The sequence below is a fragment of the Mycobacterium sp. ML4 genome (genome assembly GCF_054515735.1).
Map to the genome: position 1 here is coordinate 22,077 of NZ_JBTNSY010000006.1, position 21,081 is coordinate 43,157.

Consider the following 21,081-nt stretch of genomic DNA (forward strand, 5'->3'; position numbering starts at 1 on the left):
TCCGGCTACAGTGATGCGGTGTCCAGCCCGTCCGGCCCGAGCGCACCGCCGGCAGTCCGCCGGCGGCCCAAGGACCGCAAGGCGCAGATCGCCCGCGCGTCGGCCGAGGCGTTCAGCGCGCAGGGCTATCACGCGGTGAGCATGGAGACCATCGCGGCCAGGGTCGGGGTCTCGGCTCCCGCGCTTTACCGGCACTATTCGGGCAAATACGACCTTTTCCGTGGTGCGGTGCTGACCTTGAGCCGGCAACTGGTCGATGCCACCGACCTCGGCACTGACGATCCCGGTGCTGCCCCGACGGCGACGCAGGAGCGCCTCGTCGCCGGGCTGATCAATGCGACGTTGGACAACCGAGCTTCCGGCGGCCTGTATCGCTGGCAGGCGCGCTACCTCCGTGCCGGGGACCAGGCCGCGCTGGCTGACCACCTGAAGCTGATCAATCGCCGAATTCAGAAGCCGCTCATCAAGATTCGGCCGTCGCTGGACTCCCGGCAGCGGTGGTTGCTGTCGGCGGGGGTGCTCAGCGTGATCGGCAGCATCGTCGACCATCCCGCGCGCCTGGCGGCCGACGAAATCCGGGTCCTGTTCGGCGAGGCGGCATCGGCGATTCTTGCCGCGGAACTTCCGCAACCGGGTGAGGTCCATCCGCGGCCGGCGTCCTGGCGACTGTTCGCCGAGGATGCCGGCGTCTACGAAGCTCTGCTGCACGCGTCGATGATGCTGTTCAGGGACCGCGGATATTCCGAGACCAGCATGGCCCAGATCGCCAAGGCTGCCGGGGTGCCCGTGTCGGGGATATACCGTTACTTCTCCGGTAAGTGCGAAATCCTGGCGACCGGCCTGCGCAGGGCGGCTGACCGGGTCTCGGGGCAGCTGTCGCCGGTGCTGGGTGCCCTCACCGAACCCCGGCAGGCGTTGGCCCTGCTCATCGACGCTTATGTGGCAACCTCGTTCGCCAATCCCGAGCTTGGCGCGGTCTACTACACCGAGCGGGCCAACCTGACGCCCGCCGATCAGATGCTGCTGCACAACGTGCAGCTGTCCACCATCGATTCCTGGGTGCGGTTGCTGACGGCCGCCCGGCCGGCACTCACCGCGATGCAGGCGCGCTTCCTGGTGCACGCCGCGATGGCACTGGTGGTCGATCTGGGCCGGATGGGCGAGTCGGCCTATCTTCAGGCGTGCGTGCGAAAGCTGATGGAGGTCACGCTGTTCGGTCCGCCAGACCAAGCAGACGCAACGCCGCTGTCACGGCCATCGCGGGCACGTCGAGGGTCTTCGAGCCGAGATCGTGCCGCGCGCCGGTAATCTCGACGATCTCGGTGGGCGCCGGGATCAGGGCCGCGGCGGCACGTAGTTCGGCGATGGTGCCGAACGGATCCGAGGTGCCGTGGGTGAACACCGTCGGCACGGCGATGCTCGGCAGGTGCTCGGTGCGGGCGCGCTCCGGCTTGCCCGGCGGATGCACCGGGTAGGAGAACAGCGTCAACACGTCAACCGGGACTTCGAGGGCGGCCACCACCATCGAGGTCTGCCGGCCGCCGTAGGAATGGCCGCCGGCCACCAGCGGCCCGTCGGCCAGCGTGCGGCACAATTCGATCGCCTCGACGATGCCCGCCTGGTCGGCCATGGCCGAGTTGGACGGCGGGCCCTTGGGGCGCCGTCGCCGGTACGGCAGGTTGTAGCGCACCGCCAGCCAGCCCCGGCGTGCCCACTCGTCGCAAATGCGTTGCAGCAGAGCGGAATCCCGATTGCCGCCGGCGCCGTGAGTAAGTGCCGCCACCCCTTGCGGGGTATCCGCTGGCCGGTGCGCGACGCCGGCGATGTCGTCGAGGCCGCTCATGAGCGGAGCCGGAACAGGGGCGACACGGGTCCATGACCCCCGCCCAACGGATAGGCCGCGCGCAGGCATTCGGTGACCCAGCGCTTTCCGAACGCGACCGCATCGGGCATCTCGTACCCGTGCGCCAGTGCGCAGGCGACCGCGGCGGCCAGCGTGTCGCCGCCGCCGTGGTCGTTGCCGGTGGGTAGTCGCGGGGTGTCGAACTCATGGAAGTCGGCGCCATCATAGAGCAGATCCCTGCTGCGGTCCGACGACCGCAGGTGCCCGCCCTTGACCAGCGCCCAGCGCGGGCCCAGGGCATGCAGTGCCTTGGCGGCGGCACGCTGAGAATCGGCGTCGACGACTTCGATATCGACGAGCAGCTTCACTTCATCCAGATTTGGTGTCACCAGGGTGGCCAACGGAAACAGTTGGTTGCACAGCGAATCCACCGCGGAGGCGGCCAGCAGTGGATCCCCGTGCATGGACGCGCACACCGGGTCGACGACCAGCGGCACGGTCAGGTGCAGCCGGCGCCAGGTATGCGCCACCACCTCGATGATGGACGCCGACGCCAGCATCCCGGTCTTGGCGGCCTGAATACCGATGTCGGTGACAACCGCCTCGATCTGGCCGGCCACCACGCCGTCGGGGATTTCGTGAATACTGTTGACGCCCAGGGTGTTCTGGACGGTGACTGCGGTAACCGCAACGCACCCATGCACGCCGAGCAGCGCGATGGTGCGCAGGTCGGCCTGGATGCCGGCCCCACCGCCGGAGTCCGACCCGGCGATGGTCAGCACCCGCGGCGGCGTCGTTCCCGGCGGCGCCAACGGGAGCAGTGGCGGCGCCGAACTCACTGGGTCAGCGGGAGATACACCCGGTTGCCGTGCTCGGCGAACTCACGCGACTTCTCGGCCATGCCGTTGGCCAGCATGGCCTCGACGTCCTCCTCGGTCTCGAGCCCGTGCTTTGCGGCGAAGTCCCGCACGTCCTGCGTGATCCGCATGGAGCAGAACTTCGGCCCGCACATCGAGCAGAAGTGCGCGGTCTTGGCCGGCTCGGCGGGCAGCGTCTCGTCGTGGTACTCCCGCGCGGTGTCGGGATCCAGGGACAATGCGAACTGGTCGTTCCAGCGGAACTCGAACCGCGCCTGCGACAACGCATTGTCGCGATCCTGGGCATGCGGGTGGCCCTTGGCGAGGTCGCCGGCGTGTGCGGCGATCTTGTAGGCGATCACACCGTCCTTGACGTCCTTGCGGTCCGGCAGGCCGAGGTGCTCCTTGGGTGTGACGTAGCACAGCATCGCGGTGCCCGCCTGGGCGATGATGGCCGCGCCGATCGCCGACGTGATGTGGTCGTAGGCCGGTGCGATGTCGGTGGCCAGCGGTCCGAGGGTGTAGAAGGGGGCCTCCTCGCAGAGTTCCTCTTCCAGCCGCACGTTCTCGACGATCTTGTGCATCGGGACGTGACCGGGTCCCTCGATCATCACCTGCACGCCATGGGCTTTCGCGATCTTGGTCAGCTCGCCCAGGGTGCGCAGCTCGGCGAACTGCGCGGCGTCGTTGGCGTCCGCGATCGAGCCCGGCCGCAGCCCGTCGCCCAGCGAGAAGGTGACGTCGTAGCGCGCCAGGATGTCACAGAGTTCTTCGAAGTTGGTGTACAGGAACGACTCCCGGTGATGCGCCAGGCACCAGGCGGCCATGATGGAGCCGCCGCGCGACACGATGCCGGTGACCCGCTTGGCGGTCAGCGGGACGTAGCGCAGCAGCACTCCGGCGTGCACGGTCATGTAGTCCACGCCCTGCTCGCACTGTTCGAGCACGGTGTCGCGGTAGAGCTCCCAGGTCAGTTCCGTCGGATCGCCCTTGACCTTCTCCAGCGCCTGGTAGATCGGCACGGTACCGACCGGCACCGGGGAGTTGCGCAGGATCCACTCACGGGTTTCGTGGATGTTCTTGCCGGTGGACAGGTCCATGATGGTGTCCGCACCCCAGCGGGTGGCCCACACCATCTTGTCGACCTCCTCGGCGATCGAGGACGTGACGGCCGAGTTGCCGATGTTGGCGTTCACCTTCACCGCGAACGCCTTGCCGATGATCATCGGTTCGCTCTCGGGGTGGTTGTGGTTGGCCGGGATGACGGCGCGGCCGCGAGCCACCTCGTCGCGTACCAACTCCGCGGGCAGCCCTTCCCGGGCGGCGATGAACGCCATCTCCGCGGTGATCTCACCGGCGCGGGCGCGCTGCAACTGGGTGCCGCGGTCGCGGACCACGCCGGGGCGCGGCGGCAGGCCGGCGGTCAGGTCGATCACCGCGTTGTCGTCGGTGTAGGGCCCGGAGGTGTCGTAGAGATCGAAATGGTCACCGGTGGACAAGTGCACGCGCCGGAACGGGACGCGCATCCCGGAAATGCTTTCCACGTCACGGTAGACCTTGCTGCTGCCCGCGATGGGTCCGGTGGTCACCTGAGGTTCGATGGTTACGGTCATCCTGCATCTCCCTACGCCGGCATTACCCGGTCAGGTTCGTACGGTCGACGGCCCCGAGCCGTCCTCTCAGCGCACCGGGCGTGCGCTCCCGTGTCATTTTCGGTTGGATGTCTCCCACGCTAGCGCAGGGCGGTAGGCCATGTCTTTATGCGACCGTGGATCCGGAGACACCCGGGGGCGCTCGGCTTCAGCCGGGCAGGCCGGGGGTGCCGAACAGCAGAGCTTTCATACCGCCGTGCCCGCCGGTGCCATTGGGGCCGTCGGGAGCGCCGAGCCCGGCAGCGGTGCCGCCGGCACCCGGGGCGCCGCCGTTGCCTCCGTTGCCGAACAGCCCGATCGCGTCGCCGCCCTCTCCGCCGTTGCCACCCCCGCCGGCGAAGTAGCCCCTGCCGCCGCCTCTGCCGGTCCCGCCTGCGCCGCCGCTGCCGAACAGTCCGCTGTGACCGCCGTTGCCGCCCCCGCCTCCGGTCCCGCCGATGCCGCCGACGGTGCCGCCGTCGCCGGCGAATCCGCCGGCTCCGCCGATGCCGCCGTTGCCGAGCAGTTTGGCGTCGCCCCCGTAGCCGCCGGCGCCGCCGGTCCCGCCGTTGCGCGGCGCCAGGCTGCTGGAAGTGCCGTTTCCGCCGGCACCGCCGTTCCCGCCGTTACCGATCTGGCCGCTCAGACCGCCGTTGCCGCCGTGACCGCCGCTTGCGCCGCCGCCGGCGGTCCCGGCCCCACCGTCGCCGCCGGCGCCTCCGGCCCCGCCGTTGCCGTAGAGGAATCCGCCGCGGCCGGCATCGCCGCCGTTTCCGCCGGTGCCGCCATCGGTCGTCCCGCCACCGCCTACGCCACCGGCGCCTCCGGCGCCGCCGGCGCCGAACAACTGGGCCGAACCGCCGACTCCGCCGCCCCCGCCGAGCCCGGCGCGCTGCTGGACCACGCCATCTCCGCCGGCACCGCCGCCACCGCCGGCGCCGCCGTCGCCGTAGAGCACACCACCTGACCCGCCGTGCCCGCCGAAACCGCCGTCGCCGCCGGCGCCCGCGGAGCCGGGGCCACCGACTCCGCCCATTCCGCCGGTACCGCCGTGCCCGAACAGCCCGGCGCCGCCGCCGGCACCGCCGGTGCCGCCGAACCCGCCGGGGCCGCTGCCCCAGCCCGCGGCGCCCGCTCCGCCGGTCCCACCCGGGCCGCCGTTGCCGAACAACCAGCCGCCGTTGCCGCCGTTGCCGCCGGCCGCGCCTATACCGCCGGTTCCGCCCGCTCCGCCGTTGCCGAACAGACCGGCGGCGCCGCCGTTTCCGCCGTTGCGGCCGACCGCACCAGCCGCACCATTGCCGCCGCTGCCGAACAGGATGCCGCCGGCTTCGCCGTCGCCGCCGGGCGTTGTCGCGGCGTTGCCGTCCCCGATCAGCGGCCGGCCCAGCAGCATGCGCGCGGGCGCATTGATCGCGTCGAGCGCGACCTGTGCGACATTGGATGACTCCGCACCGGCGTAGGCTCCGGCGCCCGCCGAGAGGGTCTGGACGAATTGAGCGTGGAACGCCGCCGCCCGGGCGCTGACCGCTTGATATTCCTGGGCGTGTCCATTGAACAGGGCGGCGAGCGCCACCGAGATCTCGTCGGTTCCAGCGGACAGTAGTGTCCCGGTGCCGATCGCCGCCGCGGTGTTGGCATTGCTGATGGTGGCAGCGACGTTCGCCAGGTCCGTCGCCGCCGCTACAACCAGTTCGGGAGCTGCGATCACATACGACATGGGGACACCTTCTGGCAGCGGTGTTGCGCAGTTCCTGCGTAGTTATTGAACGTGCAGGTCACGATGTTGCCGACGGTCGGGGGCCCGGACGTGGAGTGGCCGTCACCGGCGCGTGATGGGATGATGCCAATGTGCAGACGGAGGGTCGCGAACGGACGGCGAGTCCCGTGCTGCCCGCCGGAGCCAGGCCCTACCTCAGTGTCGGCAGCTTCCGTTTCTGGTTCGTCGGGCAACGCTGGGAGTGGTCTGACGAGATGGCCCGCATGCACGGCTACGAGCCGGGATCGGTGGAGCCCACCACCAAGCTGCTGATGTCGCACAAACATCCGGATGACCGAGCCCATGTGCAGGATCTGCTGGATTACGCGCTGCAGTCGGGGGAGCCGTTCTCGAGCCGGCACCGGTTCATCGATACCGGCGGCACCGTGCACGACGCGATCGTCGTGGCCGACCGCATGCTGGACGACAACGGTGCGGTGCTGGGCACCGCCGGGCACTACATCGACCTGACCAACAGCTTCGACGAGGCCCGCCAGGAGGTGCTGGACGAGGCCCTGCCGGACCTGTTCGACAACCGCGCGGCGATCGAGCAGGCCAAGGGCGTACTGATGTACGTCTACCGGGTGAGTGCCGAGCAGGCGTTTCGCGTGTTGCAGTGGCGATCGCAGGAGACCAACACCAAGCTGCGCGGGCTGGCCAAGCAGCTGCTCGACGAGGTCAGGTCGATGGGCAGCCCGTCCAACAGCGCGCAGAGCCAGTTCGACCATCTGTTGCTGACGGTGCACGAGCGCGTCCCCGACGACGCCTGAGGCTGATGGGGCGTTAGGCTCCACTATCTGGGACGGGTTAGGCAGCGGATTCGGGCATCCGCGCCTCAGCCACCGGCCGGAACATGACACATTCAGGCGGGTAAGCGATGGATTTGCTAGGGGTCGGGCATGAATCGGGCGAGGAAGCGGTAATTGTGACCGTCGAAGGTGATGTCGACTCCAGCACGGTGGACCAGCTGCGCGGTCAATTGACCGCCGCACTCGACGTCGCCGCGACGCACCCGTCGCGCCTGCTGATCGCCGACCTCACGGCGGTGAACTTCTTCGGCAGCGCCGGTTTGAATGCGATGCTCGAGTGTCACGAGGCAGGCCGGGCAGCTGGAACGGCGGTTCGGCTGGTGGCCGACCACCCCCAGGTGCTGCAGCCGATCACGGTGACCGAGTTGCACCGGATCTTCGACATCCATCCGACAGTTTCTGACGCGTTGCAACGATGATTGCGCCCGCTGGCGAGGGCGGTTTCCAGGGGTCTGCTAGTCGGCTTCTTCTAAAGCTTCGCCGATCTCTTCCAAGATCTGGCTGTGGTGATTACTGGCCAGCAGGTGTCCGGTGCCGATGACCAGGGCGACCGGCCAGTCGATCAGCTCGACGGCTGCCAGGGCTGCCAGGCCCGCGTAGTAGGCCAGCTGCTCGGGCGGCGGAACGGTCACCCGCCCCACCAACGGCAGGTTCACCACGAAGGTGTGCCCGGCCCGGATCTGGTCCACCGCCTCGCGGTGTGGGGTGTGCCGGCGTTCTTTCTTTTCCGCCATCATTTGCCTTTCGGTAACGTCGGCTTTGCCGTCCTGCCGGTTGGTGGGGTCACCGTCGGTGATATGACGACGACAGAACACCCGACCGACCCGCTAGCGGCGTCGTTCGCCGTGTTGCTGAGGGGGCCCTTGACCGAACTCTATGCGCTGTTGTGGCGTGTCGGCTTGTTGGAGGTCGTGACGACGGAACGGGCGCCCCGGCGGGCTTCACGACGATCGGGAGTGCGACGGTACCCGGCGCCGGTGCCGTCTCGACCGGAGTACACCCGGGCAACGGGCTGACCGCCTGAATCAACGCCTCGTCAGGTCAGTTGGTGCTGCGCAGGTCGCTGGTGCCGGCCCTGCGCCCGGTCGTCTTCTTCGCCGCGGTCTTGGCGGGTGCCTTTTTCGGTTCCGGCTCGTCGGGCACCGGTGCCAGCTTGGCCTTCGTCGGCTGCGCAAGTTGCACGGGCGGCTCCGCGGGGTGGCTCAGCTTGCGCAGCAACAGAGCACCACCGCCGACGGCCAACAGGATCGGCCACTCGACCAGACCGGCCGCGCCGATCGCGCCGATGGCCAGAGCCGCTGCCGGAGTGGACTTGCTACCGGTACTGAGCCCGTGCTGGATTCCTTCGGCCGCGCCCTTGACCCCGCCGACGAAGCCGTTGACGGCGGCGCCACCCACCGCACCGGCCGCCGACGTCGTCGCCGTGGCGGCACGACTTACCGTTCGACCAACACCCCGCACCGTTCGATCGACGACACCCATATTGACTCCCTGGCCTAGGTTTACCTGTTTGTATACCCCTATGACGCGCGCAAGACCAGATTTTCAATCGGCTCGCAGGTCGACCAGCACCGGTGCATGGTCGCTGGGCGCCTTGCCTTTGCGTTCCTCCCGGACGATCTGCGCGTCCACCACCCGAGCGGCCAACGCCGGCGAGCCGAGGATGAAATCGATCCGCATGCCCTGCCTCTTCGGGAAGCGCAGCTGGGTGTAGTCCCAGTACGTGTACACCCCTGGCCCCGGGGTGAAAGGTCTTACCACGTCCGTGAATTGGGCATCGACGATCGCATTGAACGCCTGCCGCTCCGGATCGGAGACATGGGTGCAGCCCTGGTAGAACTCGGTGCTCCAGACGTCGTCGTCGGTCGGTGCGATGTTCCAGTCCCCCACCAGGGCGATCGGCGCCGAAGGATCGGTCTGCAACCAACCGGCGGCCGTATTACGAAGCGCGGCAAGCCAATCCAGCTTGTATGTGTAGTGCGGATCGTCGAGCGCGCGACCGTTGGGTACGTAGAGGCTCCATACCCGCACGCCGCCGCACGTGGCACCCACCGCCCGGGCCTCGGAGGCGGCTGCGACGTCCGGCTTACTGCTCCAGGTCGGTTGACCCTCGAACCCGACTTCGACGTCGTCGAGACCGACGCGGGATGCGATGGCAACTCCGTTCCACTGATTGAAACCGACGTGCGCGACCTCGTAGCCACGTTCGATCAGCGGCAGCGCGGGAAACTGGGTGTCCGAGCATTTGTTCTCCTGCATCGCCAGGACGTCGACCTGGGCGCGATCGAGCCAGTCGACGACGCGGTCCAGGCGGGTGCGGATCGAGTTCACATTCCAGGTGGCCAGCCGCACCAGTGGGGTGCCGGCTTCCGGCGTGCCGTCGGGCATCGGTTGTCTCCTAGACCATCAGTGACCGAACGGGTCCGGTCCCTCGCCCGGCAGCCAGGACAGGCCGGGAACCCCCCAGCCGTGCGACTTGATCGCCCGTTTCGCGGCGCGGGCGTGCCGGCCGATCAGGCAGTCAACGTACAGGAACCCGTCCAGGTGCCCGGTCTCGTGCTGCAGCATGCGGGCGAACAAGCCGGTGCCCTCGATCGAGACGGGCTTTCCGTCGGCGTCCAGTCCGGTGACCCGCGCCCAGTCGGCGCGACCGGTGGGGAAGGACTCGCCCGGGACAGATAGGCACCCTTCGTCGTCGTCGTGCCCGGCCGACGGCATGGTTTCCGGGATTTCGGAGGTCTCCAGCACCGGGTTGATCACGACGCCGCGGCGGCGGTTGGTCAGCTCGCGGTCGTCGGAACAGTCATAGACGAACACCCGCAATCCGTAGCCGATCTGGTTGGCGGCCAACCCGACGCCGTGAGCGGCGTCCATGGTGTCGTACATGGTCTTGATCAGCTCAGGCAGCTCGGCCGGCAACGACCCGTCGGCACCGACCGGGACCGGCGTCGTCGGGGTGTGCAAAACGGGATCACCCACGATGCGGATGGGTACGACGACCATGGTCGGCTAGCTTAAAGCGTGTCGAGCCGGCCGCCCGGAATGGGCCGCGGCAAGTGTGACCAAACCGTCCGCCGGGCGGGCATAAAGCCCTTCTGCCAGGCATGCTGCCGGCCGCGGGCCGTCCGTACCACAAAGCAATGGGCCGACTCGCGGGTCCGGTTTCCAGCCCGGGGAATGCCGGCGTGTTTCAATAATCGCCGGAGAATGCCCCTATGTAGGTCAGGTCATTCGAGTAAATCGAGTATTCGCCGGAAGGGTCCAGGGGAAGCGATATGGACAGCGCCATGGCGCGGGCAGACCGATCGGGGGACAACTCTGAGATCGCCGACGGGCTGACCCGTCGCGAACACGACATCCTGGCTTTCGAACGGCAGTGGTGGAAGTTCGCCGGGGTGAAGGAAGAGGCCATCAAGGAGCTGTTCTCGATGTCGGCGACCCGTTACTACCAGGTGCTCAACGCGCTCGTCGACCGGCCCGAGGCGTTGGCGGCCGACCCGATGCTCGTGAAGCGGCTGCGGCGACTGCGTGCCAGCCGGCAAAAAGCCCGGGCCGCGCGGCGCCTCGGCTTCGAAGTGACCTGACGACCCCGGGCTACAGTGGGCTCGATGAACGAGCGCGTACCGGATTCTTCCGGGCTTCCCCTGCGGGCCATGGTGATGGTGCTGTTGTTCCTTGGTGTCATTTTCCTGTTGCTCGGCTGGCAGGCCCTGGACTCGTCCGGCAAGTCCGACGACGACGCATCACCGGTCACGACCGTGTCCAGCAGCACCGCGACGGCATCGTCGGCCAGCACCAGGCCCGCAGCGAACGAGTCCGAGGTGCGCATCTACAACATCTCGTCGAAGGAAGGCATCGCCAAGGCCACGGCCGACGAGCTCAAGGCGGCCGGTTTCAAGGTCACCGAGGTCACCAACCTATCGGTTTCCGAGGTCTCGGCCACCACCGTCTACTACGGCGAAGACAGCGAGAAGGCGACCGCGGACGCAGTCGGCAAGAAGCTGGGGGCGCCGGTGGAGAAGCGCATCTCCGCGCTTTCCGACCAGCCGCCCGGCGTCATCGTTTTGGTGATGGGTTGACGCTGAGCTCTCGCTGTCGCCAGGTTAGGCTCTGCGCTATGTCGAAGCTTGCCGGTTTGAAAGTCGCATCCGTCACGTGCGTCGCGCTGGTGAGCGCGTGCTCGTCGCCCCAGCACGCGACGACGACACCGGGTACCACCCCGTCGGTCTGGACGGGATCCCCGGCGCCGTCGACCGCGGGTCGTCAGGAGGCGACGCCGAGTCCGCAAGCCGGTGCGTCGGCGCAGACGTTGATGACTGTTTTGAAGGGGCCTGACGGCGCACAGATCGCCACGGCGAGGTTCGAGTTCGCCAACGGCTACGCGACCGTGACGGTCGCGACGACCGGCACCGGTGTGCTCTCGCCCGGCTTCCACGGCATGCACGTGCACAAGGTGGGCAAGTGTGAGCCCAACTCGGTCGCCCCGACCGGCGGCCCGCCCGGCAACTTCCTTTCGGCCGGTGGACATTTGCAGCTGCCCGGATCCACCAGCCCTTCCAGCGGTGATCTGCCGCCGTTGCAGGTGCGCAAGGACGGGTCCGGGATGCTGGTGACCACCACGGACGCGTTCACGATGGACGACCTGACGTCTGGCAGCAAGACCGCCATCATCATCCACGCGGGCGCGGACAACTTCGCCAACATTCCGGCCGATCGCTACAAGCAGAACGACGGGACCCCAGGTCCGGACGAGACGACGATGACAACCGGTGACGCCGGCAAGCGGGTGGCGTGCGGTGTCATTGGGTCCGGGTAAGGGTCCGGGCAGCCTGCCGTCCAGCAGGGCGCGTAGCCACATCGACTTCGCCCGCTCGCCCCGCCCCACCGTGGGCGTGGAATGGGAGTTCGCCCTCGTCGACGCACGGACGCGGGACCTGAGCAACGAGGCCACCGCCGTCATCGCAGAAATTGGCGAGAACCCGCGTGTGCACCAGGAACTGCTCCGCAACACGGTCGAAATCGTCAGCGGCATCTGCGAAAACTCCGCCGAGGCGATGCAGGACCTGCGCGACACCCTGGGTCCCGCCCGTCAGATCGTGCGCGACCGGGGCATGGAGCTGTTCTGCGCCGGCACCCACCCGTTCGCGCAGTGGTCCAACCAGAAGCTGACCGACGCACCGCGTTACGCCGAGCTGATCAAGCGCACCCAGTGGTGGGGCCGTCAGATGCTGATCTGGGGAGTGCACGTGCACGTCGGGATCTCGTCGGCCAACAAGGTCATGCCGATCATGTCGTCGCTGCTCAACCACTACCCGCACCTGTTGGCGTTGTCGGCGTCGTCGCCGTGGTGGGGCGGCGAGGACACCGGGTATGCGAGCAATCGGTCAATGATGTTTCAGCAGTTGCCCACCGCCGGGCTGCCGTTCCAATTTCAGACCTGGTCGGAGTTCGAAGGCTTCGTTTACGACCAGAAGAAGACCGGCATCATCGATCACGTCGACGAAGTCCGTTGGGATATCAGGCCTTCCCCGCATCTCGGCACGCTCGAGGTGCGGATCTGCGACGGCGTGTCCAACCTGCGGGAGCTGGGTGCGCTGGTCGCACTGACGCACTGCCTGATCGTCGACCTGGACCGCCGGCTGGAGGCCGACCAGCCGCTGCCCACCATGCCGCCCTGGCATGTCCAGGAGAACAAGTGGCGAGCGGCCCGATACGGGCTGGACGCGGTGATCATCCTGGACGCCGACAGCAACGAGCGGCTGGTCACCGAGGACCTCGACGATGTGCTGAACCGTCTGGAGCCGATCGCCAAGTCGCTCAAGTGTTCTGACGAATTGGCCGCAGTGGCCGACATTCCGCGCCGCGGCGGGTCATACCAACGTCAGCGCCGGGTGGCCGAGGAGCACGATGGCGACTTGCGCTCGGTCGTCGACGCACTGGTCGCCGAGTTGGATATCTGACGCTCACGGATTCGAGTGTGCTCACACTGTCGAAATTTCGCGATCTCGCCGCAGTGGATGCACTGTCGAAACGCTAAGCGCACACTCGATTTCCGTTGGCGTTGGCTGCGACGCGCCGCAGCATCCGGCGCACCACGATCCGGTGCCCGCCGCTGCCGATGACCAGTGCCCGATACACCGTGCCGCGCAGCCCGGGAAAGTCCGCGAAGGTCAACGCGCGCAACCGGACACCGTCGCGCTCCGGATCCACCTCGAAGACCAGGCGGTACTTCGCGAACCAGTGCCGGCCTTTGAGTGCCAACCGGCGCGGCGGTGTGGCCTCTTCCAGTGTGAACCCGATGGGCACCGTGGCGGGATCACCGGGGTCGCGACACATCGTATGCAGCAACGCCGCCCAGGCTTCGGCCGGTGCGGCGTTAACCGCGATAGCATGCTCATCGATATAGGGTAATCGTTCCATATAAAAGGATCATACTAGATCGTGGCACCCCCGCGGAAGCACGAAACCGACGTCATTCTGGACGCCACCCGGACGCTGGTGCTGACCGCGGGCCCACGGGCGGCCAGCGTTGCAGCGATCGCCAAGGCCAGTGGCGCCCCGGCGGGCACGCTGTATCACCGTTTCGGCAACCGCGACGGCGTTGTGATCGCCACGTGGTTGCGGGCGCTGGACCGGTTTCAGCAGCGCGCTCTCGCCGCCGCGGGCGGTACGGCTGCCGATCGCGCCACGGCGATGGCCGTGGCGGCCATCGGATTCGCCCGCGAGCTTCCCGACGATGCGCGGTTGCTGTTGACCATCCGACCCGGGGACCTGGTAGATCGTCAGTCTGACGGGGCCTTCCGGGAGACACTGGCTGCGATGAACGCGCCGTTGGCGCAGCGGGTGCGGGAGTTGGCGCAACAGCTTTACGGAAGCGACGGTCCGCGCGCTCTCGATGCGGTGTACCGTGCCGTATCCGACCTGCCCTATGCAGTGGTGCGGCGCCACGCCTACGACGATCCGTTGCCCGCGTGGCTGGAGCACGATGTCGCGGCCGCTGCCCGAGCCGTGCTGCATAGTTATGGTGAGAAGGAATGAGGCGGCCTGATGAAACCTATTGAACTGCCGATGTTTCCGCTCGAATCGGTGCTGCTGCCGGGTGAGGACCTGCCACTGCGCATCTTCGAGCCGCGCTACACCGCGCTGGTGCGGGACTGCCTGGACAGACCCGAACCGCGGTTCGGGGTGGTGCTGATCTCCCGCGGCCGCGAGGTCGGCGGCGGTGACGGGCGCTGTGACGTAGGAACGCTGGCCGCGATCGACGACTACGCCGACGGCGGCGAGGGGCGGTATGCGCTGCACTGCCGGATGGGCGAACGCATCCAGGTGGCGGAGTGGCTGCCCGACGATCCGTACCCGCGGGCCCGGGTGCGGCTGTGGCCCGACGAGCCAGGGCCGCCGGTGACCGCCGCCGAGTTCGGCGATGTCGAGGACCGGGTGTGGGCGCTGTTCGAGCGGATCGCCGAGGTGCGAGGAATCGAGCTGCCGCAGCGCGACGTGTTGTTCGACTACGCAGGCGACGACGCCGCCGAGCCGTCAAAACTGCTGTACGCCTTGGCGTCCCGCGTTCCGATGGGGCCGGCTGACCGCTATGCGGTGCTGTCGGCGGCGTCCGCGGCCGACCGGCTGACCGCGCTGCGCGAGGCCGTGGAGTCGGTGATCGCGGTGGTGGAGTTTCAGCTGTCGGACTGATCGTCCTGTGTCGCCGGTTACGGCTTCCAGAAGTCGTTCATCGGAGTGGCGTACATGTCGTTGCTTGTTAGCGGGTCGAGGCGAACATTCGGCGCCGGACCCAGGGCGTATTCGAGAGTGCTCATCAGGCTGTAGTGGTTGTAGTACGAGTTGCTGACGAAGGGGCCGCCCTTCATGTTGCCGAAGTCCACCGCACCCTGATTCGGAATCACGATCGTCGAAATGTGGTTACCCTGATTGCCGATGCCCAGTGACAGGTTGTTGTAGTCCTCGTCGAACGTGATGATGATGGCATCCTTCTGACCCACGGTGTTCCAGGCTGGCGAGCTTTGGATGCTGGACACGGTGTGCTGGAGGAACTGGTCACCGGCGGCGACGTTGTATTGGTTCGTGGTGAGCTGGCTGGCCAGCCAATTGGCGGCGCCACCCGGGAAGTCGACGGGGCCCTCCATGTTGTTGGACCCGTTGGCGGCGATCCATGAGAAACGCGGGGTGGTGCCAGGGTTCTGCAGATCGGTGCTCAACTGGGTCAGCGGCAGCAAGTGCGTCTGCAGGTAGGTGGGGGTGTTGTTGTAGACGTAGCTGTAATTGGCGAAGGGCAGTGCGTCGACGGAGTAGTCACCCGAAGACACGATGGCGCCCGGGTAGGGCATGCTCTGCGCGTAGCCGGCCCAGGAGATGTTCGCGGCATCCATTTCCTCCATGAGGCTGGGTGCGTTGATGGAGTTCGGGGGAGCGTTGTAGATCAGCCCGAAGTCCGATCCACCCATGATCCGGAAGTAATTGGGATCGCTGGGGTGGCCTAACGCGTAGTAGTTGTTGGCATATCCGTAGCTGTTGATCAGGCTGTTGAGGTAGGGCGCGTTGACGCTGCCGATGATGTCGCCGGCCCCCTTGTTCTCCATGTAGATCAGAAACACGTGGTCCAGTTGGCCGACGTTCGAGTGCGGTTGGGTGAGCAGCGGCGCGACGAGGTTGGGGTCGCCGACGGTGAACGACAGGTTGTCGGCGTAGGCGTTGTTGTAGTTTCCCAGCACCGGGTTGCGGTCGGTGAAGGTCGCGGTCACCACCGCGGAGGTGGTGCCCGCCGGGATCGTCCCTGAGACGTCCCGTGTCTGGAACCCGGTCATTGCCAGGCGATCCAGCGCGCTGACCGGTCCGATCGAGCCGGTACCCAGGGTGACTCCGTTGGGGTTGAGGAATGTCACCTGCACCGACGTCGAGGACGGGTCGATGAGCGCGCCGCCGAGCAAGCCGCTCAGCGTGTAGGGAGTGGTGCCCGTGTTGATCTTGGCGGACGCGGCGGTCAGGTCGACGGTTTGACTGATGGTGGACGTGGCCACCGGTCCGCCGCCGGCGAAGTTGTTGCCGGCACCCGGCGGCGGGCTGGCCGGGAAACCCAGGAAACCCGGCAGGTCCGGGAACGGGAACGATACCGGCGACGGATAGCTGCGCGGTGTGCCGTACGGGATGATGGTGGGGGTGCCGCTCACCGTCCAGCCCGGAAAAGTGACCGAGCTGAAGCCGGAGGTGGACGGGCTGGCGATTTCGAAGCCCGGGTTGATCAGCAGGTTCTGGCTCATCGGCAGTCCGGGGATTCCGTTTCGGCCGAGCAGCAGCCCGCCGGTGCCGACGGTGCCGGGGCTGCCCAGCAAGTTGCCGTAGCCACCGTTGCCGCCGTTGCCGCCGTCGCCGATCAGGATGGCGCTGCCGCCGCTCCCGCCGTTCCCGCCGATCGACGTGGGGTTGGCCTCCGCGCCGGCCCCGCCGGGCCCGCCGTTGCCCAGCAACGAGCCGGCAGTACCACCATCGCCGCCTGCCCCGCCGGCGCCCGTTGCCGTGAATCCGCCCGGCCCGCCCGCCCCGCCGCAGCCGAACAGCACCGCGTTGCCGCCGAGCCCGCCCCGGCCGCCGGGCGCTTGGAAGAGGCTCACACCCGTAGAGCCGCCGGCACCACCAGCGCCGCCCGAGCCCAGCCAGCCCGCGGTGCCACCGGCCCCGCCGGCGCCGCCGCCAGAGGTGATGGCTGCGGGTTGCAGAACCGATCCGCCGGCACCGCCGGCGCCACCGGTGCCGGCGAACTGCCCGGCGGCCCCGCCGGCCCCGCCGGGGCCGCCGGCGCCGTTGATGCTGGCGCCGCCGTCACCACCGGCGCCGCCGGCGCCGACGACCGAGCCGCCGATGGTGTAGGAAGCGCCGCCGAACAGCGAGCCGTTGATGCCGGCCGGGCCGCCGGCGCCGCCGGCACCGCCGGCGGATTGGATGGACGCCCCGCCGACTCCGCCGCTGCCGCCGCCGGCACCGACCAGGCCGCTGAGCGGCCCGCCGGTCCCGCCGATCCCGCCGGCGCCAGGTCGTAGACCAACGGTCAGCTGGCCGGTCATCCCGCCGGCACCCCCGACCCCGCCGGAGCCGAACAAGCCTCCAGGTCCGCCGATACCCCCGCCCGCGCCGTTGCCGTCGCGTAAGGGGTCGGGGGAGCCGACGCCGCCCGCCCCCCCAGGACCGCCGTTACCGAACAGCCACCCGCCGCTTCCGCCCATGCCACCGGCCCGGCCGGGGCCGGACGCCCCGAAGCCGCCGGCCCCACCGGTGCCGCCACCACCCAGCAGTCCGGCGGCGCCGCCGAGCCCGCCGGGCCGGCCGTCAGCGCCGGAACCACCGGCTCCGCCGTCGCCCAGCAACCAGCCGCCGGGGGCGCCGGCGGCGCCGCTGCCCGCGGCGCCCGGGGTGCCGTTGCCGATCAGCGGGCGTCCGGTCAGGAACTGGCTGGGCGCGTTGATCACGCTGAGCGCTGCCGCCGGCAGCAACAACCCGTTGGCTCCGGCGGCGCCGTTGCCGCCCGCGGGCGCACCGAGACCGCCGACCCCGCCGTTTCCGCCGATGCCGAGGAGCACCGCCCTGCCGCCGGCGCCGCCCGCCCCGCCGGCGAACCCTGGGGCGCCCTGCGCGCCGGCCCCGCCGGCGCCACCGTCGCCGAAGACCAGGGCCCCGGTGCCGCCGGCCCCGCCGGCCCCGCCCGCCCCGCCGGTGGAGAACGCACCTGCTCCACCGACGCCGCCGAAGCCGATCAGGCCCGCGTCGCCGCCGGCCCCGCCCTGGCCGCCGATGCCGGTGCCCAAGTTGCTGCCGCCCGACCCGCCCGAGCCGCCGGACCCCAGCAGCCATCCGGCGTGGCCGCCGGTGCCGCCGGGACCGCCGTTACCGTCCAAGCTCGTGCCGCCGGTACCGCCGGGACCGCCGTTGCCGAAGAGCGGGCCCGCCGCGCCACCGGTGCCACCTGCCCCGCCACCGCCGGTACTGCCCAGCCCGCCGGTGCCCCCGGCGCCACCGGCACCGGCAAGCAGGCCGCCGACGCCGCCGGCCCCGCCGGCGCCTCCGGCGATCCCGGTTCCGCCCGCCCCGCCGGCGCCGCCACCGGCGCCGGCCAGCCCGCCAAGCAGTCCGCCGACTCCACCGGCCCCGCCGGCCCCGCCGGTCCCGTTCGCCGCGAACCCGCCGGCTCCGCCGGTCCCGCCGGCGCCCAACAGGAGTCCGGCCCCGCCCGTGCCCCCGGTCCCACCGGGTCCGGATACCGCGAAGCCGCCGGCCCCACCAGCCCCGCCGGTGCCCAACAGGAATCCGCCGTAACCACCCGGACCGCCGGACCCACCCACGCCCCCGGCCCCGCCTGCCCCGCCGGTGCCAATCAACCCGGCGGCGCCGCCGGCTCCGCCGCTCCCGCCGGGCGCGCCTGATCCGCCGGCCCCGCCGTCCCCGAGCAACCACCCTCCGGCTGCCCCGCTGGCACCGGTCCCGGGCGCTCCGTTGGCGCCGTTGCCGATCAATGGGCGTCCGGTCAAGTCCTGAATGGGCGGGTTGACCACGCCCAGGAAATTCTCTTCGAGCGACTGCCACTGCACGGCTTGCAAGAAGGATTCCAGCAACGATCCGTTCGCGGCCTCAGCCGTCGCGTAGGAGGCGGCACTCGCGCTCAACTCGTGCACCAACTGCCCCTGGAACCGCGCCACCTGGGTGTTCAGGGCCTGAAATGTCTGCGCGTGGTTGCCGAACAACTGCGCGATAGCCGACGACACCTCATCGGCGGCCGCCGCCACGATGCCGGTAGCCGACGGCGCCCAGGTTGCGGTAGCCGCCCTCACCGTCTCCCCGATCCCGCTCAGATCCGCGGCCGTCGCGGCCAACGCCTCTGGTGCTGCGATGAGGAAGGGCGACACTGCAGGTCCCATCAAGCCGGGGCGACTAGTAGAAGCGCTAACTGTATTTCACCGGCCCGGGAAAGTGAACGGAATTGGCCAGTTCCGGCAAGGCGTTTCGAGTTTTCGGTCACTCACTGCACCTTGGCGAATGCGCGCAGGGCCTGCATCTGCAAAAAATCCAGTGAGGGCCGCACCTTTTCGCGGGCGGCGGCCAGATCTGCGGCGGTCACGTCGGCAGCGTCGATGGAGCGGCGCATCGCGGTCAGCGCAGCCTCCCTGAGCAGGGCCACGCAGTCTGCGGCGCTGTAGCCGTCCAGGCTGGCGGCCACCTCGGCCAAGTCCACGTCCGAACTCAGCGGGATGGATTTGCCTGCGGTGCGCAGGATTTCGCGGCGGGCATCGGCGTCGGGCGGTTCGACGAACACCAGCCGTTCCAACCGGCCCGGCCGCAGCAGCGCCGGGTCGATGAGGTCGGGTCGGTTGGTGGCGCCCAGCACGACGACGTCGCGCAGCGGGTCAATGCCGTCCAACTCGGTCAGCAGCGCCGCCACCACCCGGTCGGTGACACCCGAGTCGAAGCTCTGGCCACGCCGGGGCGCCAGTGCGTCCACCTCGTCGAGGAATATCAGCGACGGGGCGGAATCGCGCGCGCGCCGGAACAATTCGCGTACCGCCTTCTCCGAGGAACCCACCCACTTGTCCATCAACTCGGAGCCTTTGACGGCGTGCACGCTGAGCTGCCCGGTGCTGGCCAGCGCACGCACCACGAACGTCTTGCCGCAGCCCGGCGGGCCGTAGAGCAATACGCCGCGCGGCGGGTCGACCCCCAGACGGGAGAACGTGTCCGGATGTTGCAGCGGCCAGAGCACCGACTCGGTCAGCGCCTGCTTGGCCTCGATCATGTCACCGACGTCGGCGAGTGTGACGCTGCCGACGCTGATCTCCTCGCTGCCCGACCGGGACAGCGGCCTGATCACCGACAGTGCGCCGATGAGGTCATCCTGGTTGAGTTTGGGCGGCTGGCCGTCGGTACTGGCCCGCGACGCCGCCCGCAGCGCCGCTTCGCGCATCAGCGCCGCCAGGTCGGCGACCACGAATCCCGGTGTCCGGGCGGCGATCGCGTCGAGGTCGAGGTCGGTGGTGGGCACCTTCTTCAGCAGTGCCTCCAACAGCGCCTTGCGGGTCCCGGAGTCGGGCAACGGCAGCCCCAGCTCGCGGTCGCACAACTCGGGGGAGCGCAGCCGGGCATCGATCTGGTCGGGCCGCGCCGACGTGGCGATCAACGCGACGCCATCGGTGGCCACGGCCTTGCGCAGCTCGGTGAGGATGAGCGCAGCCACCGGTTCGGGAGTTTCCGGCAGCAGCGCGTCAACATCGGTGATCAGCAGCACTCCGCCGCCGTCAGCGATTTTCGTCACCGCCGTTGCGACTGCCCGCAACCGGTCTTCGGCGGCCAGCGCGCCGACGGCCGGACCGTCCAGTTGCACCAGCCTCCGTCCGGCGCACACCGCGCGCACCAGGGTCACTTTGCCGACGCCGGCCGGACCCGACACCAGAACGCCGAGGTTGGTGCCCGCGCCCAAGGTCTTCAGCAGATGCGGCTCGTCGAGGGCCAGCTTGAGCCATTCGGTGAGCTTGGCCGCCTGCGGCTGTGCCCCCTTGAGCTCTTCGACCTGCATCTCCGGGGTCGAAACGTCGACGGCCGGGATGACGCGGGACGGGTCGGGTACCGCGGTACCCCAACTGACCAGCGTGTTCGGCTGGACACTGACCGGCCCGACCGGGTCCACACCGGTGACCGTCAACAGCTCCGAGGTCCAGCTGATCCCCACCGAGGAAGCCAGCGCGCGGGTGGCCGCCGACGTCGACGTGCCGGGTCCCAGGTCGCGCGGCAACAGCGATACCGCGTCGCCGACCGTCATCACCTTGCCGAGCAGGGCCTGGCGCAGCGTCGCCGGCGACAGTGACTGGGTGGCCAGCGTCGAACCGCTCAACGTCACGGTGCGTGCCCCGTAGACGGTGACGGCGCTGACGATCACTTCGGTGCCCTCCCGCAGACCGGCGTTGGACAGCGTGACGTCGTCCAGCAACACGATGCCGATCGGGATGTCGCCGGTGGCCATGCCCGCGACCGCCGCAGTGGTGCGGGAACCGGTGAGCGACACCGCATCCCACTCCCGGATACCCAGCGCGACGATGGTGCTCGGATGCAGGCGCACCACGCCACGGCGGGAATCGACGGCGGAAGTGTTCAGCCGGGCGGTGAGTGTGAGGTGATTCGTGCGGGTCAC

Annotated in this window: 21 protein-coding genes, 1 pseudogene and 1 riboswitch; of the genes and pseudogenes, 10 read left to right on the forward strand and 12 right to left on the reverse strand. The window is 69.1% G+C overall.

Features of this window, described 5'->3' with window-relative positions; all coding sequences use genetic code 11:
- Window positions 1–18 precede the first annotated feature (18 nt).
- The gene (locus ACX9NE_RS07920) at window positions 19–1,308 is read left to right on the forward strand and encodes a TetR/AcrR family transcriptional regulator (RefSeq protein ID WP_459361141.1); all 1,290 of its coding nucleotides are present in this window, start codon (window positions 19–21) and stop codon (window positions 1,306–1,308) included.
- On the opposite strand, the gene ACX9NE_RS07925 is transcribed toward ACX9NE_RS07920, so the two are convergent.
- From ACX9NE_RS07925 to ACX9NE_RS07940, 4 genes are all read right to left on the reverse strand, one after another.
- Window positions 1,205–1,843 (reverse strand): alpha/beta hydrolase family protein, encoded by a 639-nt coding sequence (locus ACX9NE_RS07925; protein WP_459361142.1) that lies wholly within the window; start codon window positions 1,841–1,843, stop codon window positions 1,205–1,207. The genes ACX9NE_RS07920 and ACX9NE_RS07925 overlap by 104 nt on opposite strands.
- The gene (thiD, locus tag ACX9NE_RS07930; protein ID WP_459361143.1) at window positions 1,840–2,682 is read right to left on the reverse strand and encodes a bifunctional hydroxymethylpyrimidine kinase/phosphomethylpyrimidine kinase; all 843 of its coding nucleotides are present in this window, start codon (window positions 2,680–2,682) and stop codon (window positions 1,840–1,842) included. Before thiD ends, ACX9NE_RS07925 begins: the two co-directional genes overlap by 4 nt.
- Window positions 2,679–4,313 (reverse strand): phosphomethylpyrimidine synthase ThiC, encoded by a 1,635-nt coding sequence (gene thiC / locus ACX9NE_RS07935; RefSeq protein WP_459361144.1) that lies wholly within the window; start codon window positions 4,311–4,313, stop codon window positions 2,679–2,681. The genes thiD and thiC overlap by 4 nt, the downstream gene beginning before the upstream one ends.
- Window positions 4,305–4,415, reverse strand: a riboswitch (TPP riboswitch). It overlaps the preceding gene by 9 nt.
- 85 nt (window positions 4,416–4,500) lie before the next feature.
- Window positions 4,501–6,051, reverse strand: coding sequence for a PE family protein (locus ACX9NE_RS07940; RefSeq protein ID WP_459361145.1), 1,551 nt, complete (start codon window positions 6,049–6,051; stop codon window positions 4,501–4,503).
- A 167-nt stretch (window positions 6,052–6,218) separates the two neighbouring features.
- Here ACX9NE_RS07940 and ACX9NE_RS07945 point away from each other — a divergent pair, with 167 nt between their 5' ends.
- Both ACX9NE_RS07945 and ACX9NE_RS07950 read left to right on the forward strand, forming a co-directional pair.
- Window positions 6,219–6,860, forward strand: a complete 642-nt coding sequence (locus ACX9NE_RS07945) for a PAS and ANTAR domain-containing protein (RefSeq protein ID WP_459361349.1) — start codon at window positions 6,219–6,221, stop codon at window positions 6,858–6,860.
- A gap of 107 nt (window positions 6,861–6,967) precedes the next feature.
- Window positions 6,968–7,318 (forward strand): STAS domain-containing protein, encoded by a 351-nt coding sequence (locus tag ACX9NE_RS07950; protein WP_459361146.1) that lies wholly within the window; start codon window positions 6,968–6,970, stop codon window positions 7,316–7,318.
- Window positions 7,319–7,354: 36 nt separating this feature from the next.
- On the opposite strand, the gene ACX9NE_RS07955 is transcribed toward ACX9NE_RS07950, so the two are convergent.
- The gene (locus ACX9NE_RS07955; RefSeq protein ID WP_459361147.1) at window positions 7,355–7,636 is read right to left on the reverse strand and encodes a hypothetical protein; all 282 of its coding nucleotides are present in this window, start codon (window positions 7,634–7,636) and stop codon (window positions 7,355–7,357) included.
- 60 nt (window positions 7,637–7,696) lie between these two features.
- Here ACX9NE_RS07955 and ACX9NE_RS07960 point away from each other — a divergent pair, with 60 nt between their 5' ends.
- Window positions 7,697–7,915 carry an Rv1535 domain-containing protein gene (locus ACX9NE_RS07960; protein WP_459361148.1) on the forward strand — a complete coding sequence of 73 codons (219 nt, stop codon included), beginning with the start codon at window positions 7,697–7,699 and terminating at the stop codon, window positions 7,913–7,915.
- A gap of 25 nt (window positions 7,916–7,940) precedes the next feature.
- On the opposite strand, the gene ACX9NE_RS07965 is transcribed toward ACX9NE_RS07960, so the two are convergent.
- From ACX9NE_RS07965 to ACX9NE_RS07975, 3 genes are all read right to left on the reverse strand, one after another.
- Window positions 7,941–8,381: a hypothetical protein gene (locus tag ACX9NE_RS07965; RefSeq protein WP_459361149.1), complete on the reverse strand. Its 441-nt coding sequence runs from the start codon at window positions 8,379–8,381 to the stop codon at window positions 7,941–7,943.
- A gap of 63 nt (window positions 8,382–8,444) precedes the next feature.
- Window positions 8,445–9,251, reverse strand: coding sequence for an exodeoxyribonuclease III (locus ACX9NE_RS07970; protein WP_459361350.1), 807 nt, complete (start codon window positions 9,249–9,251; stop codon window positions 8,445–8,447).
- A gap of 54 nt (window positions 9,252–9,305) precedes the next feature.
- A complete protein-coding gene (locus ACX9NE_RS07975; RefSeq protein ID WP_459361150.1) occupies window positions 9,306–9,902 on the reverse strand; it encodes a peptide deformylase in 597 nt (198 codons plus the stop codon).
- A 272-nt stretch (window positions 9,903–10,174) separates the two neighbouring features.
- On the opposite strand from ACX9NE_RS07975, the gene ACX9NE_RS07980 reads away from it, so the two are divergent.
- Genes ACX9NE_RS07980 through ACX9NE_RS07995 form a run of 4 tightly spaced genes read left to right on the forward strand, consistent with a single transcriptional unit; the run spans window position 10,175 to window position 12,859 of the window.
- Window positions 10,175–10,483 carry a DUF3263 domain-containing protein gene (locus ACX9NE_RS07980; RefSeq protein WP_459361151.1) on the forward strand — a complete coding sequence of 103 codons (309 nt, stop codon included), beginning with the start codon at window positions 10,175–10,177 and terminating at the stop codon, window positions 10,481–10,483.
- Between the two features lie 24 nt (window positions 10,484–10,507).
- The gene (locus tag ACX9NE_RS07985; RefSeq protein WP_459361152.1) at window positions 10,508–10,978 is read left to right on the forward strand and encodes a LytR C-terminal domain-containing protein; all 471 of its coding nucleotides are present in this window, start codon (window positions 10,508–10,510) and stop codon (window positions 10,976–10,978) included.
- Between the two features lie 38 nt (window positions 10,979–11,016).
- The gene (gene sodC, locus ACX9NE_RS07990) at window positions 11,017–11,715 is read left to right on the forward strand and encodes a superoxide dismutase[Cu-Zn] (RefSeq protein ID WP_459361153.1); all 699 of its coding nucleotides are present in this window, start codon (window positions 11,017–11,019) and stop codon (window positions 11,713–11,715) included.
- 13 nt (window positions 11,716–11,728) lie between these two features.
- Entirely contained in the window at window positions 11,729–12,859 is a 1,131-nt protein-coding gene (locus ACX9NE_RS07995) for a glutamate--cysteine ligase (RefSeq protein ID WP_459361351.1), read from the forward strand.
- 73 nt (window positions 12,860–12,932) lie between these two features.
- On the opposite strand, the gene ACX9NE_RS08000 is transcribed toward ACX9NE_RS07995, so the two are convergent.
- Entirely contained in the window at window positions 12,933–13,319 is a 387-nt protein-coding gene (locus tag ACX9NE_RS08000) for an SRPBCC family protein (RefSeq protein WP_459361154.1), read from the reverse strand.
- Between the two features lie 21 nt (window positions 13,320–13,340).
- On the opposite strand from ACX9NE_RS08000, the gene ACX9NE_RS08005 reads away from it, so the two are divergent.
- Window positions 13,341–13,937 (forward strand): TetR family transcriptional regulator, encoded by a 597-nt coding sequence (locus tag ACX9NE_RS08005; RefSeq protein ID WP_459361155.1) that lies wholly within the window; start codon window positions 13,341–13,343, stop codon window positions 13,935–13,937.
- 9 nt (window positions 13,938–13,946) lie between these two features.
- Window positions 13,947–14,591, forward strand: coding sequence for an LON peptidase substrate-binding domain-containing protein (locus ACX9NE_RS08010; RefSeq protein ID WP_459361156.1), 645 nt, complete (start codon window positions 13,947–13,949; stop codon window positions 14,589–14,591).
- A gap of 17 nt (window positions 14,592–14,608) precedes the next feature.
- On the opposite strand, the gene ACX9NE_RS08015 is transcribed toward ACX9NE_RS08010, so the two are convergent.
- The 3 genes and pseudogenes from ACX9NE_RS08015 to ACX9NE_RS08025 all read right to left on the reverse strand — a co-directional run bounded on the left by ACX9NE_RS08015 (window position 14,609) and on the right by ACX9NE_RS08025 (window position 21,081).
- Window positions 14,609–16,174: an alkaline phosphatase family protein gene (locus tag ACX9NE_RS08015; RefSeq protein ID WP_459377717.1), complete on the reverse strand. Its 1,566-nt coding sequence runs from the start codon at window positions 16,172–16,174 to the stop codon at window positions 14,609–14,611.
- Window positions 16,175–16,177: 3 nt separating this feature from the next.
- Window positions 16,178–18,820: pseudogene (locus ACX9NE_RS08020) on the reverse strand (PE family protein); the annotation flags it as partial.
- A gap of 101 nt (window positions 18,821–18,921) precedes the next feature.
- Window positions 18,922–21,081 (reverse strand): AAA family ATPase, encoded by a 2,160-nt coding sequence (locus ACX9NE_RS08025; RefSeq protein ID WP_459361158.1) that lies wholly within the window; start codon window positions 21,079–21,081, stop codon window positions 18,922–18,924.